This is a genomic window from Nocardia sp. X0981, from assembly GCF_977089955.1.
Genome location: NZ_OZ372435.1, coordinates 4,303,388 through 4,320,884 on the forward strand (window position 1 = coordinate 4,303,388; position 17,497 = coordinate 4,320,884).

The following is a 17,497-nucleotide window of genomic DNA, read 5'->3' on the forward strand; positions in this document are numbered from 1 at the left end:
CTCTTCGAAGGCCGGACGGCCGCTCCGGGCCGGTGTCCCCCGCTATGGGAAGTGGCCGTGCGGTGCTGGGGAAGATGAACCCGAGTCTCGGTGCAGTGAGGTGGATTCCGGATGGCTGGTGGTGCGACTACCTGGCAGGGGTTGGCGGCCAGTGCCGCGAACGGCGAGATCCATATCGACGAATCGGTGTTCGACAAGGTGAGCAGCGCGGTGTACGACCTGGTCGGATGGATACGCGGGGTGCAGGAGATGGCCCGTGCCGTACCGATCCGGCCGGTGAGCCCCCTACCGGACGGTGCCGGTATAGCCCGGGCCTTCGGGGTGAAAACGGCGCACGGACTCGCCGACGTCCTGGACTCGCATCTCACGGTCCTGACCGATATGGCCGATACCCTGCGCGCCGCCGGAACGTACTACAACTACACCGAACACCACTCGGCCGATGCGCTGAGCAAGGTCATCATGCATGTGCCGCTGCCCGACGCGGTGGCCGATGTGCTGGCAGCGCCGAAGAAATCCTTGCTCCGGGATGCCGACACCGAGAAGGTCACGGTGGACTGGACGAATCCGCAGTCGATGTCGTTCGACGAGCTGTTCGAACTCGGCGCCGGAATCAATCCGGCTCCGGTCGATGCCACATCGGCGCTGTGGACCACGATGGCATCGACACTGCGCAACTCGTTCGGGTTGTTCGATACCGCGGTCGGAGCGAAGCGGGATCAGTGGCGGGGCGACGGGGGCACCCAGGCTTTCGCGGCAGCACAGCGGTACACCGATGACGTGCACGGTCTTCTTTTCGCGATGAACGATATCGTCGGCAAACTCGACGATATCGGTGACGCGCTCCGGCAGACAGCCGCGGGGATGCCACAGTCGACTCGGTTCACCGAACACGAAAAGCTGAGTATGACGCCTGCCTACCAGGGCAGTATGCAGGCTCTGTACACCGGGCCGTTGAAGGCCGCGATCCAGTTGCCGACGCTTCCGCAGCCCACGTCGATGGTGAGTGGAAACGGTGCGCCCCCCGCGGCGCCGGGCCCCAGCGGGCCGGGAACGGATCTGACGGACGACAAGAACCGCGACGGCGCCGGCCTGTCACCGGCGCAATACGACGACGCGATGGTGGACGGTCTCGACGACTTCTACGCCGACGATCCGGAGGAGTCCACCGATCCCGGCGGGAACACGCCCCCCGACGGAACCGACAACCTGCCGTCGAGTACGCCACCCGGCTCCGCCGACCCGTCGCCGGGGCCGGTACCGGCGGAGAACGGCTCGGCCCCCGGCCTCGCCCAGGATCCGGCTCTCGATCGGCCGTTCGGTGACGGCGCCGACAACCTCGGCCCGGCCGACCTCGCCATGGCTCCGGCGGAACCCGGGAACCCGGCACCGGATCCGGCCGGTGCCGTGAACGGAGCGGCGGAGCCGCTCGACGGTGGCGGTATCGCCCCTTATCTCGGCGGTCCCGGTCCGGCGGCGAGCACCGGAGACCCGTGGCGTACCCGGCCTTTCCCTGGCCGGCTCGGCGCTATCGGAGCGGGCTCCGGCGGCGCGCCACCGGGCCGGGCACCCGAGCCCGGACCACGTCCGGCGGTGGCCCGGCCCGTTCCTCGCGCCGGTATCGCGCCGGACGATATGGTGCGGGCCGGATCCCGCAGCGGGATTCCCGGCGCACCGGGTGCTCCAGGGGCGGTGGCGGGGCGTCGGCGCGACGGTGAGGAAGAGCAGGAGCACAAATCTCCGGAATACCTCGAATCCGAGGAACATCTCGCCGATGCGATCGGACAACTGCCGCCGGTGTACCGGCCGGTGGTCGACCGATGAGCAGAACGTGGACGCTCACCGACCTCGAGTTCGTGGTGGCCTGGGAAGGAACGGGCGAGGTGATCCTGCCCGAACCACTGTTCTACATCTCCGGAACCCGGTCACTCGCCGACGCCGAACACGAAAAACGGATGACGGCGGAGCGGTTGCGAGCCCGGGGCACCGGGTTGCCGGAGACGATCCTCGCCTGTATCGCCCGCCCGGACTTGCGTATCACGGTGGTCGGGGCCGATCCGCGCGACCCGCGAAACCCCCGCCGCCACCTGCGAATGTTGGGGGTCCGCAGGGGGCCGGCCGGATACCTGGTGACCCAGCTGCCGGGCGAATCCCTGCACCGGAGCGGCGGTTACCGGATCATCGAGGGGGAGGCGACCGCGCTGGCCGGGATGGTGGTGGATGCCCTGCCCGCGGTGGTTCCCGGAAAATACGGCGAGATCCCCCTCCCGGCAGCCGGATTCGAGTTCGGTTCAGCGGTGCGTGTACGTGGTGAGCGGTTTCTGCGCCTGCCCACCGCGCTGGAGGGCGCGATCGGCGTCGTGCAGGGAAGTTCGCGCTACGGTCCCCGCGGCGTGGTCCGCCGGGCGCTGCGCTGGCGCGATGTGCTGGGTGACGGCCGTTACGTGATCACCGGCGACTCGCCGGCCACGGCCGCGCCGGTGGATGCGAAACGCTTGACCGCGGCACTCAACAACGCGGTCGCTCATATCGTGGCCTCCATTCGCGACGAGCGGAGATAACCGCCGGACCGGTGGTCCGGCGCTGCGGCCGAGCACTACCTTTCCATCGTATTCCCTGTCATGGGAAGTGTCTTTGCCCCCGGTGAAAGCATTGGAGACAAACGTTCACTGATAAGGAGTGTGGGCGATGGGCAGGCCGATCAGAACCTGGAACTTCGACTACCTGGAGTTCGCTGTGCGCTGGAACGGTCTGACCGGAGAATCGCTGCCCGAACCACTCGTCATCACCACGAATTTCGGTTCCAACCATGATTACCTGCGGGAATGCCGGAGAATTGCCGCCGCAGTGGCTGTGGACGACGATCCGGAACTGGATACCGTATTCACCGCGCTGACCCAGCCGGATATCGTGCTCGCGGTCTTCGGACTGACAGCTCCGGACACCGGCGACGAGCAGGCCATCCGTATCTACGCCACCAGCAGCGGGGATCGTTGTTTCGTAGTGGATCAACGTCCAGGTGAAAGTATCTACCACGCCGCAGGTTTCACCCTTTCGGAGCACGACTCGATCAATTGGGTATCGGATATCGTTGCCCGACTCCCCGCCAGGGGCCCCGGTCAGCAGGTGATGGTCCCTCTGCCTGATCCCGACGAGCCCCATGCAGGCGCCGAGAAAATGGATTATTCGTACGGCCGATCGGATTTCCGGGATACGTTCGACGACCAGGACACCGAGGACCACTCGGAGTTCCTGGGTAAACCGCTCGCCGGAGTGGGTTCCATCGATATCGTTCAGGGGCGTTCGGTGTTCGGCCCGGCCGGCCAGGGCCGCCGCGCCCTCGGCTGGCGTGATATCGCCGGCGACGGCCGCTATACCATCGCCTACCGGTCCCCTTACGTGGCGAGGGCCACCGATACCGCATCGTTCGTCACTCGGTTGGCGGAAGAAGTCGAGGAAATCCAGCTCCTCGTAGACGACGAACGCCGGAGTGTCTGCCGATGATGTATTTCGCGACCGATCATCGGACAAGGGGGTCGGGCGATGGGCGGTAAACGCGATGTCTGGCAGCAGATCACGCAACAGGTGAAAGCTGCTGACCAGCGAGGAAACCAGGACATCGTTTTCTCTCCGGCGGCGGGCGAGAAGGCTCTCTATGCACTCGAGGCGGCGAGTGGAGCACTCGGAACGATCATCGCGAACGCGGAAGAGTTGAGCGTGCAGAACGCTGAATTCGGTGATGTATCGGGAAGCTTGGCCGGTTGGGAGCTGAAAAATATGCTCGTGGAGCAGAAATCGCGGCTGGTCGATGCTCTGAAAGAGCTGGACACCGCTTTCGGTCATATGCAGGACATGTTCTTTTTCGCCAGTCGGCAATACCGGCGTACCGAAGCGGAATCGGCCGCTGCCTTCATGAAACTCGGTGAACTTCCGGAATCCGCCCGAAAAGATTACAGTTTCGATGACCAAGGTCTGCGGGACCGGGTGGAGGCAGATCGTTTCGGCCAATCCGATCGTGGAGCGTCCGGTGAGATAATCGACCCGGAAAAAGAAGGATTCGGTGCCGGTGAGGTAAAGCATCTGAAGGACGCGCCCCCGCCGGGTTCGGGTCTGCTGGCGCCTGCCCTGGCCCGGCTGGCCGATACGATCGACCACGCGCCGCTCGAGGCCGATGCCCGGCTGTGGTTCACGATGTCGACGCAAGTGGCAGAGCTCCTGAAACAGTTCTCTCGGGATATGAACGCTGCTTTCGATAGCTGGTCGGGGCCGGGGCAGAAAGCGGCCGCAAACGCAAACAAAGCCTATGTCGCCCATATGAAGGATCTTTCCCAGGGCATGAATAATATGGGTAAGGTTCTCGCGTATTTCGCAGGATGGCTGTGGGCCACCTGGAAGAACATGCCGGTGGACGGCGAAGCGGAAAGGTCCTACGCGGCGGCTCGGCACAGAGTGGAAAAATTCAAAACCAACGGTGGTGCTCTGAAAACGCTACCCGTGATCCGAGTGGATTACGAAAACCTCTATATGAAGCCCATGGCCGCTGCCTGGGTACCCGTGATTCCCGAGTTCACGAGGAAGTCCGGTGCAGCGCAGCCGAAACCCGGGACCGAGCAGCCGAAGGCGGACACAGGGGATCGAAAACCCGGTAGCCCCGGTGCCGGCCCGCAGGGCGGGCCGGCGAACACACCCCAGAACGGGAGCCCCGGTCCGACCGGGCAGACCGACAAACTGAAGCAGGGCTTCGAGAAGCTGGACGCGGCGCAGAAGAACCTGCAGAAGAACGCGGACCGGATCGCGGAAGGTGCCCAGCGGATCAAAGACGGGCAGACGAACATCGGCCAGGGCGCGCAGCTCATCGCGCAGGGTAACCAGCTGATGCAGCAGGCGCAGCAGGCGAGCGCCGCCGGCCGGACGCAGGAGGCCGCCGCGCTGATGGCGCAGGGGCGGCGTTTGATCGCGGAGGGCAAGGACAAGGTCGCCGAGGGGCGTACGCAGGTCACCGCCGGTCAGCGGGCTATGCGTGCGGCTCTCACCGAGATCAAGACCAAGGACGCGAAAGAAATCGCTCGCGCGGAGAAAGCGCTGCGCGAAGCAGGGCAGGCGCTGCCGGCCGAACAACGGAAATCCGTCGATCAGGCCCTCGCGAAGGCCGAGAAGTTCCGTGAGTCCACCACCGACCGGGCCGAAGAGCTCACCAAGGATTTCACCGAGGCCGGGGACCGGCTGCTGAAGGACAGCAAGGACCTGGTGAACAACCCCGGTACGGCGGATCCCGCCGCTACGCTCGCGCCCGGGAGCACCGCCGATCCCGCGACGACACCCGCCCAGCCGGCGCCGACGACCGATCCGGGCGACACCACAACGCCGCCCGAGCTCGCCGCGACGGCGCAGCCGGCGGATACCGCGGCTCCGAATACCCCCGGCCCCGTGGGCACCGCTCCGGCCGGTGCGACCACGCCAGCCGCCGCGGTACCCGGGCCGGCACTCGCGCCGGGAACCACCGCCCCCGGTTTATCGGCTCCCGCCGCGACACCCCAGGCGGGCCTCGCGACTCCGCTCGCCGGGCAGGACCCGTTGAGCGGGCTCGCCGGAGTAGCGCAGCAGGTGGGTAGTTTCGTGCAGCAGGCGGGGCAGGGCCTGACCAACCTCTTCCACGCGGGGGCCCTGCCGAATATGCCGTTGCCCGGGGTGCCGGATATCCCCGCGGCGTTGCGGGACCTCGCCGCCGGCGCGCCCCCCGGCGGCCTCGGGGGCGGCGGGGGCGGCGGGGCGCCGGGCGCGGGTCCGGCCGCGATACCCGGCCAGCCGCTCGAACCGCCCCGGGAATACGGGCCGAAAGTGTCCGCCCGCGAGGGCGGCACTCCGATACCCGGGGGTGAGCCCCGAGCCGGTGTCCCGGCGGGATACCAACAGCCGATGATGGGATCGCCGGGCGCTCCCGGCGCGGGAACCGGGCAGGGCGGTCAGGACGGCGAACACAAACGGCCGAAATTCCTGCAGTCCACCGAGCATCTCGAGGAAGCGCTCGGGGAAGCGCCGGCCGTGTACAAGGCGGTGATCGACCGATGAACCCGCCCGAACCCGAATACTTCACCGGATCGGCGGTCTCCCGGACCGGACTGGTGTCGGTGGAGACCACGGAACTGGGTTTGCCCACCGCGATCTCGGTCCACGGGGCCGCTTTGCGCGGTGATCCACACATATTGGCCGACGAGATCATGCGGCTGTGCCGGCAGGCCGGGAACCGGGCGCGGCTGGCACGCCGGAACGCGCTGACGGAGGCCGGTGCGGATCGGGAAGTGATGGACCGGCTCGGACTGCCCACGGCCGCGGAGGTCGCCCGCGCCGAGGAAGCGGAGGAACAACAGGGCGGGTACGACCCGGGTAGCTGGCTGCGAGCGTCCTTTGGTTGAGCACAGGGGCGTTCCCGGCAACGATATCGACGCGGTGCAGGCGCGTCTGGTCCGTCATGCGGAGCGGCTGGCGGCGCTACAGGCCGAACTCGCGGCGATCCGGGTGACCGAGGAAGGCGCCGAGGGCGCGATCACGGTGGTGGTCGACGGTAACGGCGCCATGGTCGAGCTGATTCTCTCGCCCGCGATTTCCCGGATGCCCGCTGCTCGGTTCGAACGGGAGCTGGTGGCGGTGGCTTCCGCCGCCGCCCGGCGCGCTTTCGGTGAGCAAGCGGCTTCGATCGATTCGTTCAACACAAACGCAGGAGAGATCGACCATGAATGAAATCCTCATCGCCCCCGATGTTTTCCGTCAATACGGCTCGGTGAACGCGACCCAGGCCGCGGCGGTGGCCACCGCGGGCGCGGTGGATCAAGCCGCCACCGTGGCGGCCGCGGCACCGGTGTTCGGTCCTATCGGTGCCGATTTCCTGGCGGTGTTCGCGATGGCGCAGGCCAATCACATCCGCGCTGTCACACAGCTGGCGCAGGTGCATGCGGCCACCGCGGCGACAGCGGGTGTCGCCGCGGCCGCGGTCGAGATCACCGAAGCCGGATCGGCCACGAGTTTCACCACTCTGCGGGCATGAACGCGCTGCCGACCGCCCCACTGGATCCTGCGGTGGCGGAGATTCTGCGCCGGTCACCGGCGGGACCGCTGGTCGGTCAGCCGGTCGACCAGGTGCTGGCGAGCCTCGGTGTCCCGGTGCCGCAGTTTCCGTCGCTGCCGCCGTTGCCCGGATTACCACCGCTGCCGGCGCTCGATCCGGTCGCGCTGCTCGCGCCGATCACCGATATGCTCGGCCAATTCGGTTCCGGTCGGCTCGATCTGCTGGGTGGGGTGAATCCGCAGGCCGTTCTCGCGCAGATCGTCAACGGTCTCACCCAGGCCGTCTCGCTGGGTTCCTCGGCGATCGGTTTGCTGACCGGGCTGGCCGGTCGAGGGACGCAGGCGGCGGCGGACAAGAGTGCTCAGGCGCAGTCGGACGCGGCGGAGATCTCGACGCAGGCGGGGGAGATCAACCGGATCGTCTCCGAGGCCGCGGCGGCGGTGCTGTCCGGTAACGCGCAGCTGGCGGCCATCGCGGCGAAGCTCGCCGGTACGACGGCGGTACTGGCCACGATACCGGGCGGGCAGCCGGGGATCGCGGCCGCGGCGGCCGAGGCGGCCGCGGAATCGGCGGCGGTGGTGGCGCAGGTGCGCTGCGTATTGGAAGCCTGCAAGTGTCAGCTGGAGTGTGTCGGGCAGCCGGTAGCGGTGACGAGTGCGCCCAGCGCGGCCGCGGGGGGCGGCCAGCAGGCGTTGCAGCAGATGACGCAGATGGCGCAGCCGGTGGCCGGTATGTTGCAACGGGGTGCGCGAGAGGTCGAGCGGATCGCGACCCGGCAGCCGGGACCGCAGCCGGGCGAGGAGACCTCGACCCCGCTTGCGCCGTATACCGCTGGGGGATCGACCGGAGTTCTCGCGGCCACCGGTATGAGCTCGGCCGCGCCGGTATTGCGCCCGGGTGCGATATCGCGGCCGTTCCAGCAGAACGTCCTGCGGACGAGCCTGTCGACGCAGACGGGAACGGTCGTCGGGACCGGCGTGAGCGGTGCGGTGGCCCAGGAGGTTCGTACCACCCAAGCGATGAGCGCGGCGTCCATGATGCCGCTCGCGGGCCCGATGGCGATGGCGCCGCGTGCCGGGGATCCGGGCGACGAACAGCAACACAGTCCTGTTGTCGCGGCCCGCGGTGAGGAGGTGGACGACGCGGCGCTGGAATCGGCGACACCGGTGATCGGTGCACCGGACGAATTGTCCGAGCCACCGGATCGCGCCCTCTCGTTATGAGCCTCTGCTCATCGAACCGAAACAATCGATCGATCCGATCGAATACACCAGAAAAGGAATAGGAACCATGGCCACTCCCAATGAGACGGATATGCTCCAGGACAGCGTGGCGATCAACAAAGCGAAAGACGATATGTCGTCTTTCGTCGTCGATGCGATCCGTGTTACGGCACGAAATCTGGAGGCCGATGTCGCTGCCTCGGCCCCGTCCTGGGCGGGCGAAGCGCGAGCCGCGTTCGTCGATTTCCAGACCCGATTGAACACCAGTATCGTCAAATTGAACCAAAGGCTCGACGAATTGACCGTAGCAATGGGCACCGGAACCAAAAAGGTTGCAGCGCAGGAAATCGACGCCGCGTCGACCTTCACCACGCTGTCGCAGACGGTCTGATTCGAAGTTTTCCCTGGAAACCACCGAAGACAGGACGAAAATGGCTCCGAACGATGGATTGACACACTACAACCACGCGGGTATCGATGCGCTGGTTCAAATGCTCAACGGACACTACGACGGTTTGACCCAGCACGAACAGGCGGCAAGAGACCAGGACAAGAAACTGATGGAGGTGTGGGGCGGTCAGGGCCACGGCGGCTACTCGAGAGCATTCGCCAATATGATGACCTCGCTCAACGAGATCCAGCAAGTGCTGGCAAAAGGCACGAGCAGGGTGATCGAGGCGCAACTCGGTATGCGGCAAACCGATAAACAGATCGCGGATATGTTCGAGCCCCTGTGAATTCGAACAGTACGAACGTGCCCGTTCCCGGAGGACGGGCACGTTCGGCCTGCTGCCATCCCGAGGAGTGATTGTTGCCCGCCCAACTGACCACCCGAGCCCAGGTCAACGGGTACCGCTTCTTGTTGAAGCGAATCCAGCACGCCCTGGTGCGCCGGGATGTGCGGATGCTGCACGATCCGATGCGTGCGCAGATCAGATCGATGGTCGTCGGTCTGATGTTCGCGGTGCTCATCGTCGCCGGTTGCGCGATACTCGGCCTGTTGCGTCCGCAAGGCCAGGTCGGGGACGCGAAGATCGTGATCGGCAAGGACACCGGTGCGCTGTATGTCATGGTGGAGGGCACCCTGCATCCGGTGCTCAACACGGCCTCCGCGCGGCTGATCACCGGATCGGCCGAAAAACCCACTTCCGTCAAGGAATCCAAGCTGGCATCGTTTCCGCGCGGCCCGCTACTCGGAATACCGGGTGCCCCCGGCGCCTTGCTCGGTTCGGCGGCCGACGCGGAGCACTCGGAGTGGAGCATCTGTGAATCGCTCATACCGCGGGACGGCCTGTCCCGGATCGTGATAGCGGGTGCCCCGCGGCTCGACGAGACGATCCACCCTCTCACCGGCGACGAAGCGATGCTGGTGTCGGCGGCGGGCAAGCATTACCTGCTGTGGGGAGGCCGGCGCGCCGAGTTCGATCCGGGCAACGATGCCGTGAGCCGGGCCCTGGAGTTGCGAGCCGGTACCCGGTTCCGGGAGGTGGGCGTGGGTTTGCTCAACGCGACTGTTCCGGTACCGGCGCTGGCACCACCGGTCATTCCCCGGGCGGGGGAGCCGGGACCGGTTCCGGATACCACCATCGGCTCGGTGATCAAGGTGATCGGCCCGGCCAGCACCGAGTTGTATGTCGTGGTCGCGGGGGGTGTGCAGCCTATCTCGCCCTTTGCCGCGGAGGTGATCCGCTACGCGGATTCCCAGGGCATGAGCGATGTTCCGGCGATACCTCCGGACGCGCTGCGCGGTGTCGCGGTGGTGGAGGAGCTGCCGATCGGGATGTTCCCGGTGATCCGCCCGCGGATCGTATCCGCCGATATACCGGTCGCCTGTGTCGCGTGGTCCCGGATCGGCACCGCGCAGGAGGCGACCCTGCGGTTGCTCACCGGGCGGAACTGGCCCCTGGCCGATTCGGCCCGGCCTGCCGTCCAAGCCAGCGCGGGCACCGACGCCGATCGCATCGATGCGGCCTATCTCCGCCCGAGTTCCGGCGAGTTCGTCCAGGCCACCGGAAACGACCCGGGCAGCGAGCGGCGGGCGTCGTTGTTCTACATCGCCGATACCGGAGTGCGTTACGGCATCCCGGATATCGGTACCGCGGAAATTCTCGGGCTCGGCCGGAAGCCGAAACCGGCGCCATGGCAGATCGTCGGACAGTTGGTCCCCGGACCCTCGTTGAGCCGCACCGCGGCTCTGATGGCGCACGATTCGCTCGCACAGGAACAGATGAGATGACCAATGTGCAAGAGGCCGGTATCGCGGACGATGAACCCGTGGCGCTCAGCGAACCGGAACTGCGCCGGGTATCGGTGATCAGCGCCACGACCCAGGTGGACCTCGGGTTACCGGCGACCGTTCCGCTGGTGACGTTCATCGGTGACCTCGTGGCCGTGATCGAATCGCGCAACGCTCCATCGGCCGAGCCCGACGAGAACGCGCCGCGGGCCGCCGAACACTGGACGCTGGGCCGGCTGGGGCAGCCGCCGATCCCGCTGGACGCGACACTGGCCGAGGCCGGTATTTTCGACGGTGACCTGCTCCTACTGCGTTCGGTGCGCTCGAAGGAGCCGCTACCGCTGTTCGACGATGTCATCGACGCGATCGCCCGGTTGACCGACAGCGCGTCCCGGAATTGGAGCGATACAGCGGCGCGCCGGCTGGGGCTCGCTGTCGCGCTGCTGGCCGCCCCGCTGGCGATGGTGCTGCTCGCGGTGTCGGGAACCCGGATCGCGGCGGGTGCGCTCGCGGTATCGGTCGGTATCGCGGCGTTCGTGACAGCGGTGATCGTCGCGCGCCGGCGCAGCGAGGCGACGGTGGCGGCGGTGTTGTTGTGGTGCGCGCTGGTGCTGTTCGGGCCCGGTGTCGCACTGCTCGTACCGGGGGAGCTGGGAAGCCCGCACGCTCTGATCACGTGCGCGAGCACCGTGGTGGTCGTCGCGTCGATGTACCGGCTGACCGGTTCGGGAGCGACGTTGGTCGCGGCCACCCTCACACTCGCCGTGTTCGGTGGGGTCGCGGCGGGTGTCATGGTCGTCGGCGATATCGATCCGGTGAAGATCGCGGCGGCCGGGGTCGCGGTGGCACTGACCTTCATCACCCCCACCGCTCAGCTGTCCCGGCTCGCGGCGAAACTTCCGGTGCCGCCGGTCCCCACCGCGGGCGGGGTGATCGATCCGGCCGATCACGAGCCGCGCCCGACGATCGAAGGTATCGGCGTGATCGGCGCGACAGCCCTACCTTCGGCGATCGGTCTGTCGGAGAAAGCGCGAGCAGCCAACGAGTTCCAGTCCGGCATGATCATCGGTGCGACGGTGACGGCCGCGGTCGGCGCCTTCGTCGCCGCGGATCCGTTCGGGTCGCGGCATTGGCAGGGCATCACCCTCGCGGTGATCGCCGGTGTGGTGCTGATCCTGCGCGGTCGCGCCTACGCCGATCTCGTCCAGGCGGGCGTATTGATCGGAGGTGGTTCGGGTACGTTGCTCGCGCTGCTGTTCGGGCTCGGAATCGGTGCCGGAGGGGCGGCACTACCGATTGCCGGCGCTCTGCTGGCGCTGGCGGCGGCCGCTTTCTTCTTCGGTGTGGCAGGACCGTCCACCGACCCTTCTCCGCTGGTCCGCCGGGGAGGAGAATTGTTCGAATACGGGCTCATCGTGGCGATACTGCCGCTGGTCGTCTGGATCATGGACCTCTACGCCCTGGCCCGCAACATATGAAGCGCTACATTCCCGCTACGGGTCCGCGACCTCGGCGTGCTCTGCTGACCGTGCTGGCCTGCGCGGCTCTCGCCGCGTCGTGGACCGCCGGCACAGTCGCCGTTCCCGCGATGGCGATGCCGCCGGCCATCGACCCCGCTCTGGTGCCACCGGCCGGACCGCCCCGTCCACCGGAGCCGGCCCAGCAGGTGACGGTATGCCAGCGGTTGCTGCTGACCGGCGAACCGCCGCGTACGGCGCCGGTGGCGCAGCGGCCCTTGGATCTCGCGACGGCCTGGCGGTTCGCCCGCGGGCGCGGGCAGATCGTCGCCGTGATCGATACCGGCGTCACCCGCCATCCACGGTTGCCGAACCTCATCGGCGGCGGAGACTACGTGTCCGGCACCGACGGCACCGAGGATTGCGATGGGCACGGCACTCTGGTCGCGGGTCTGATCGCGGCGCAGCCCAGCGCGGACGACGGGTTCACCGGGGTGGCACCGGAGTCGACAGTGCTCGCCATACGCCAGCTGAGCCTGGCCTATGAGCCGAAGGACTACAACCATCGTGGGCTACCCGGTCAGCTCGCCGTCGGTGGTTTCGGTACCACCGCGACCCTGGCCTCGGCGATCGTGCACGCTGTCGCGCTGGGTGCGACGGTGATCAATATCCCCACGGTGGCCTGCTCCGCCGCCGGATCCGACCTGGCCGATCGCGCGCTGGGGGCGGCTGTGCGATTCGCCTACGACCGCAATGTGGTGGTCGTCGCCGCGGCCGGTGATCTCAGCGATTCCGGCCCGTGCGAAGCACAGAACGACGGGCGCGGCTGGGAAGCGGTGCGTACTGTGGCCAGCCCGGCGTACTTCGCGCCCTACGTGCTCTCGGTGGGCGCGGTGGCCGGTGACGGCGGTGCGGCGCCGTTCTCGTTGTTCGGTCCGTGGGTTTCGGTCGCTGCTCCGGGTCGCGACATCGTCTCACTGGACAGTGCGCCCGGGGCGGGCGGTCTGGTCGACGCCGTACCGGCGCGTGACGGTGTCCATCCGATCGAGGGCACGAGCTACGCCAGCGCCTACGTCGCCGGTGTGGTGGCGCTCGTTCGGTCCCGATACCCGGAACTGTCCGCCGCAGCCGTGATGGAACGGGTGATCAGAACGGCGCATTCGCCCGGCCCCGGACGAGACGACCGGCTCGGCGCCGGATTGGTCGACCCGGTGGCGGCGCTCACCGCCCAACTACCCGAACGTGATGTGCACATCGGGGCGGAGACGAGCATCCGGGTCGCCGCGCCGGCGCTACCGCCCCGGCGGGATCCGTTACCGGCCCGGATCGCGCTGATCGGCACCGCCGTATGTCTCGGCGGGGTGGCCGTCGGGCAGGTATTGAGCCTTCTCTACCGGCGCGATGAGGAAAAGGACGCTGATGAGTGAACCGAGCTTTCCGCACGGGGCGGAGGGTGTCCGGCCGTGAACAACGAGGGTATCGAGGGTTTCGTGCGGCTGGCGCGCATCGCGCCTCCGCGGCCGCCGGGTGGAGACCTGGTGCTGAACCCGCCCCCCGAGCTGCCCCGGCCCGTACCGGGCAAACTGCTGATGAAACTGCTGCCGGTGGTCATGATCGTGGCCGTTGTGGGCATGATCGCGTTGCTGTTCGCCACCGGTGGCCGCAATGTGCTGAGCAACCCGCTCACGATGATGTTCCCGATGATGATGCTGATCTCCGTGGTCGGGATGTTCGCCGGGGGTATGGGACGCGGCGGTGTCAAGGGCGCGGCCGAACTGAACGAGGACCGCAAGGACTATTTCCGCTATCTCGCACAGCTGCGCAAGGATGTGCACAAGGTCGCGGTCGAGCAGCGAGAATCGCTGCTGTGGAGCCATCCGGAGCCGGCCGACCTGCGGGCATTGTTCGGCACCCGGCGGATGTGGGAGCGCCGGCCCGGTGATCCGGACTTCGGGCACGTCCGGGTCGGAGTGGGTAGTCATCGCATCGCGACCAAATTGGGCCGCCCGGAAACGGGGCCGCTGGAAGATCTCGAGCCGGTTTCCACAGTCGCGTTGCGTCGTTTCGTACGTACCCACTCGGTGGTGCATCATCTCCCGACGGCTCTGTCGTTACGCGCCTTCCCAGCGATCAACATCGAAGGCGACCGCACCCGGACCCGAGCGCTGATGCGTACGATCCTGATGCAGCTGTGCACCTTTCACGGGGTGGACCACCTGGCGGTGGCGGTCGTCTGTGCCGAGCTGGACAGTCCGGAATGGGCATGGGCGAAATGGCTGCCGCATATCCAGCACCGCGCGCTGCGTGACGGAATGGGTTCGGCCCGCATGATGTATCCGTCGCTGGCCGAACTGGAGACCGCGCTGGCCGACGAGCTGCTCGAACGTGGCCGGTTCATGCGTAATGCCACGCCGACCCCGGGACGTATGCACCTGGTGGTGATCATCGATGACGGATTCGTCAACGGCACCGAACGGATGGTAGCCGAATCCGGTATGGATTCGGTCACCGTGCTGGATCTGACGGCCCCACCGGGCGGGCTGGCGGTACGGCGGGGCCTGCAGTTGGTCGTGACCGGCAACGGCATGCTGGCCGCGAAATCCGGTAGCGGTACCGAAGAATTCGCGGCCTGTGATCTGGTGTCCATTGCGGCAGCGGAGGCTTTCGCACGAGCTCTGGCCCGCTATCGGATCGCGACGGCAGCACAGCTGGTGAGTCTGGACGACCGGCGCGCCGACCCGGGGTTGATGTCACTGTTGCGGATCCCCGACGCGACCCAGCTCGATCCTCGGGTGGCGTGGCGGCCGCGCGCCCCGCGGGAGCGGTTGCGCGTACCGATCGGTGTCACCCCCGACGGCGCACCGGTGGAGATCGACATCAAGGAAGCGGCCGAGAACGGGATGGGTCCGCACGGACTGTGCATCGGTGCCACCGGTTCGGGTAAATCGGAGTTCCTGCGTACGCTCGTGGTGTCGATGGTCGCGACTCATTCCCCGGATCTGCTGAACCTCGTGCTGGTCGACTTCAAGGGCGGGGCGACCTTTCTCGGCCTGGATCCGCTACCGCATGTGGCAGCCGTGATCACCAATCTCGAGGACGAACTGTCGATGGTCGACCGTATGCGCGACGCCCTCGCGGGTGAGATGAACCGGCGGCAGGAGTTGCTGCGCTCGGCGGGTAACTTCGCCAACGTCACCGAGTACGAGAAGGCGCGCGCCAACGGGGCGCGACTGGATCCGCTGCCCGCGTTGTTCATCATCGTCGACGAGTTCTCGGAACTTTTGTCACAGAAGCCGGATTTCGCCGACCTGTTCGTCATGATCGGTCGATTGGGGCGGTCGCTGCGGGTGCATCTCCTGCTGGCATCACAGCGGCTGGAGGAGAACAAATTACGCGGGCTGGACAGTCATCTGTCCTACCGGATCGGATTGCGTACTTTCTCGGCGAGCGAATCCCGTCAGGTACTCGGCATCACCGACGCCTATCATCTGCCCAGCGTCCCCGGATCGGCGTATCTGAAGACCGACGCCGATGACCCGCTGCGCTTCAACGCGACCTATGTCTCCGGTCCGTACACCCCGCCCCGGGGCGCCCGCCGGGTAGCGGACCGCGCGACGGATGGGCAGACGGTGGAGGTGTTCACCGCGGCGCCGGTAGCGGTGCGGGAGCAGTCCGAGGCCGGCACCGTCGAATTGCCCGACCTCGACGAGCTGGAGGCCATGCTGGCCGACGGAACGCCGGATCTTCAGGAGCGCACCCTGCTGCAGGTCGTTGTCGAACGGCTCACCGGGCACGGACGGCCTGCCCACGAGGTGTGGCTGCCACCGCTGGATATCTCACCGACGGTGGATATGCTGCTACCTCAGCCACAGTGGCGGTCTCCGGAAAACCGCACCGGTGATCTGCGGTTGGCGATCGGTGTGGTCGACAAACCGTACGAGCAGAAGCGCGACGCCCTCGTCATCGATCTGGCCGGAAGCCAGGGCAATGTGGCCGTTGTGGGCGGCCCGCAGTCGGGGAAGTCCACGACACTGCGCACCATCATCATGGCTGCGGCGGTCACGCATACTCCCCGGCAGGTGCAGTTCTACTGCATAGACCTGGGCGGCGGGTCGTTGGCGGGACTGGCGGGGTTGCCCCATGTCGGTTCCGTCTCGAGCCGGCTCGAGGTCGACCAGGTGCGCCGTACGGTGGCGGAAATGACCATGCTGCTCCGGCAGCGCGAAGAACGTTTTCGCGCGCTCGGTATCGAGAACATGGCCGACTACCGCCGGCGCACAGCGGGTGACACGGCAGGATCGCGGCAGAACGCGGGCCGGATCGACGATGATCGCTTCGGCGACGTATTCCTGGTGATCGACGGCTGGGGCGCCTTCCGTGAGGAGTTCGAGTTACTGGAAGGCGCGGTGAACAAAATCGCCGCACAGGGCCTTTCCTTCGGAGTGCACCTGATCATCGCGGCGGCCCGGTGGCTGGAGATCCGCCCGGTGATCCGAGATCAGATCGGCACCAGGCTGGAACTGCGACTCGGCGACCCGGCCGATTCGGAGATGAACCGCCGGGCGGCGGTGCACGTCCCGGTGGGGCGCCCCGGACGGGGTATCACCGCCGAAAGCCTGCATCTTCTGATCGCTCTACCCCGATTGGATTCCGAGGTGGATCCGGAGACGGTGGCCGAAGGTGTGGCGGCGGCCAGAACACAGCTGATGGAACTGTACGGCGACAGCGGGGCACCGACCGTGCGAATCCTACCGGCCCGGCTCGACCGAGCGCAGGTCATCGCCGATGCGGAAGCCGCCGGCCTGAACCCGTCCTGGACCCGGGTGCCGATCGGCCGCGGCGAATCCGAACTCCAACCGGTGATCATCGATTTCGACGCACAACCACATTTGATGATCTTCGGAGATATCGAGGCCGGGAAGACCACGGTACTGCGCAATATCGTCACCGGAATCGTCGAACGCTCCACGGCCGAACAGGCCCGTGTCATTCTCGTCGACTACCGCCGCACGCTGCTCGGCGCTATCGAGGCCCCTCACCTCGCCGGGTACTCGACCTCGCCGCAGACATCGATCGGAATGCTCGCCGAGGTAGCCGACTACCTGTCGAACCGCCTACCCGGGGCCGATATCACACCGCAGGAATTGCGGGACCGCAGCTGGTGGACGGGCCCGGATATCTATGTCGTCGTCGACGATTACGATATGGTTTCCTCCAACAATCCACTGGTGGCATTGCTGGAATACCTGCCGCAAGCGCGCGATATCGGTTTGCACCTGATCGTAGCCCGGCGGGCCGGTGGCGCGAGCCGCGCACTCTACGACCCGGTTCTCGGGGCACTGAAGGATCTTTCCGTCGACGCGCTCTTGATGAGCGCACCGAAAGACGAGGGAATTCTGCTCGGCGATTTCCGTTCCACGCGACTGCCGCAGGGGCGGGCCGCATTCATCTCACGGAGCCGCGATACCGAGATGGTGCAGATCAGTTACCTGCCGCCGGAGTAACCGCTGTGGCGCAC

Annotated in this window: 14 protein-coding genes; all 14 read left to right on the top strand. The window is 66.9% G+C overall.

The window, feature by feature from the left end:
• The first annotated feature begins 111 nt into the window (after positions 1–111).
• The 14 genes from ACYR7D_RS19045 (at position 112) to eccCa (ending at position 17,483) form a co-directional block, all read left to right on the top strand.
• Positions 112–1,824, top strand: a complete 1,713-nt coding sequence (locus ACYR7D_RS19045) for a WXG100 family type VII secretion target (RefSeq protein ID WP_459545879.1) — start codon at positions 112–114, stop codon at positions 1,822–1,824.
• Positions 1,821–2,561: an ESX secretion-associated protein EspG gene (locus tag ACYR7D_RS19050; protein ID WP_459545880.1), complete on the top strand. Its 741-nt coding sequence runs from the start codon at positions 1,821–1,823 to the stop codon at positions 2,559–2,561. Before ACYR7D_RS19045 ends, ACYR7D_RS19050 begins: the two co-directional genes overlap by 4 nt.
• A 127-nt stretch (positions 2,562–2,688) precedes the next feature.
• Positions 2,689–3,504: an ESX secretion-associated protein EspG gene (locus tag ACYR7D_RS19055; RefSeq protein WP_459545881.1), complete on the top strand. Its 816-nt coding sequence runs from the start codon at positions 2,689–2,691 to the stop codon at positions 3,502–3,504.
• A gap of 39 nt (positions 3,505–3,543) precedes the next feature.
• The gene (locus ACYR7D_RS19060; RefSeq protein ID WP_459545882.1) at positions 3,544–6,069 is read left to right on the top strand and encodes a hypothetical protein; all 2,526 of its coding nucleotides are present in this window, start codon (positions 3,544–3,546) and stop codon (positions 6,067–6,069) included.
• Positions 6,066–6,413 (top strand): hypothetical protein, encoded by a 348-nt coding sequence (locus ACYR7D_RS19065; RefSeq protein WP_459545883.1) that lies wholly within the window; start codon positions 6,066–6,068, stop codon positions 6,411–6,413. Before ACYR7D_RS19060 ends, ACYR7D_RS19065 begins: the two co-directional genes overlap by 4 nt.
• Positions 6,406–6,738 carry a YbaB/EbfC family nucleoid-associated protein gene (locus ACYR7D_RS19070; protein WP_459545884.1) on the top strand — a complete coding sequence of 111 codons (333 nt, stop codon included), beginning with the start codon at positions 6,406–6,408 and terminating at the stop codon, positions 6,736–6,738. The genes ACYR7D_RS19065 and ACYR7D_RS19070 overlap by 8 nt, the downstream gene beginning before the upstream one ends.
• On the top strand, positions 6,731–7,042 hold the full coding sequence (locus tag ACYR7D_RS19075) for a hypothetical protein (protein ID WP_459545885.1): 312 nt from the start codon (positions 6,731–6,733) through the stop codon (positions 7,040–7,042). Before ACYR7D_RS19070 ends, ACYR7D_RS19075 begins: the two co-directional genes overlap by 8 nt.
• A complete protein-coding gene (locus ACYR7D_RS19080; protein ID WP_459545886.1) occupies positions 7,039–8,286 on the top strand; it encodes a hypothetical protein in 1,248 nt (415 codons plus the stop codon). The genes ACYR7D_RS19075 and ACYR7D_RS19080 overlap by 4 nt, the downstream gene beginning before the upstream one ends.
• Before the next feature lie 67 nt (positions 8,287–8,353).
• A complete protein-coding gene (locus ACYR7D_RS19085) occupies positions 8,354–8,677 on the top strand; it encodes a WXG100 family type VII secretion target (protein WP_459545887.1) in 324 nt (107 codons plus the stop codon).
• A 40-nt stretch (positions 8,678–8,717) separates the two neighbouring features.
• Complete coding sequence (locus ACYR7D_RS19090; protein ID WP_459545888.1) at positions 8,718–9,023, top strand: WXG100 family type VII secretion target; 306 nt, start codon at positions 8,718–8,720, stop codon at positions 9,021–9,023.
• Between the two features lie 74 nt (positions 9,024–9,097).
• Positions 9,098–10,522 carry a type VII secretion protein EccB gene (eccB, locus tag ACYR7D_RS19095; protein WP_459545889.1) on the top strand — a complete coding sequence of 475 codons (1,425 nt, stop codon included), beginning with the start codon at positions 9,098–9,100 and terminating at the stop codon, positions 10,520–10,522.
• Positions 10,519–12,000 carry a type VII secretion integral membrane protein EccD gene (gene eccD / locus ACYR7D_RS19100; RefSeq protein ID WP_459545890.1) on the top strand — a complete coding sequence of 494 codons (1,482 nt, stop codon included), beginning with the start codon at positions 10,519–10,521 and terminating at the stop codon, positions 11,998–12,000. Before eccB ends, eccD begins: the two co-directional genes overlap by 4 nt.
• Positions 11,997–13,406: a type VII secretion-associated serine protease mycosin gene (gene mycP, locus ACYR7D_RS19105; RefSeq protein ID WP_459545891.1), complete on the top strand. Its 1,410-nt coding sequence runs from the start codon at positions 11,997–11,999 to the stop codon at positions 13,404–13,406. The genes eccD and mycP overlap by 4 nt, the downstream gene beginning before the upstream one ends.
• 36 nt (positions 13,407–13,442) lie before the next feature.
• Positions 13,443–17,483, top strand: coding sequence for a type VII secretion protein EccCa (gene eccCa, locus ACYR7D_RS19110; RefSeq protein ID WP_459545892.1), 4,041 nt, complete (start codon positions 13,443–13,445; stop codon positions 17,481–17,483).
• The last annotated feature ends 14 nt before the right edge of the window (positions 17,484–17,497 follow it).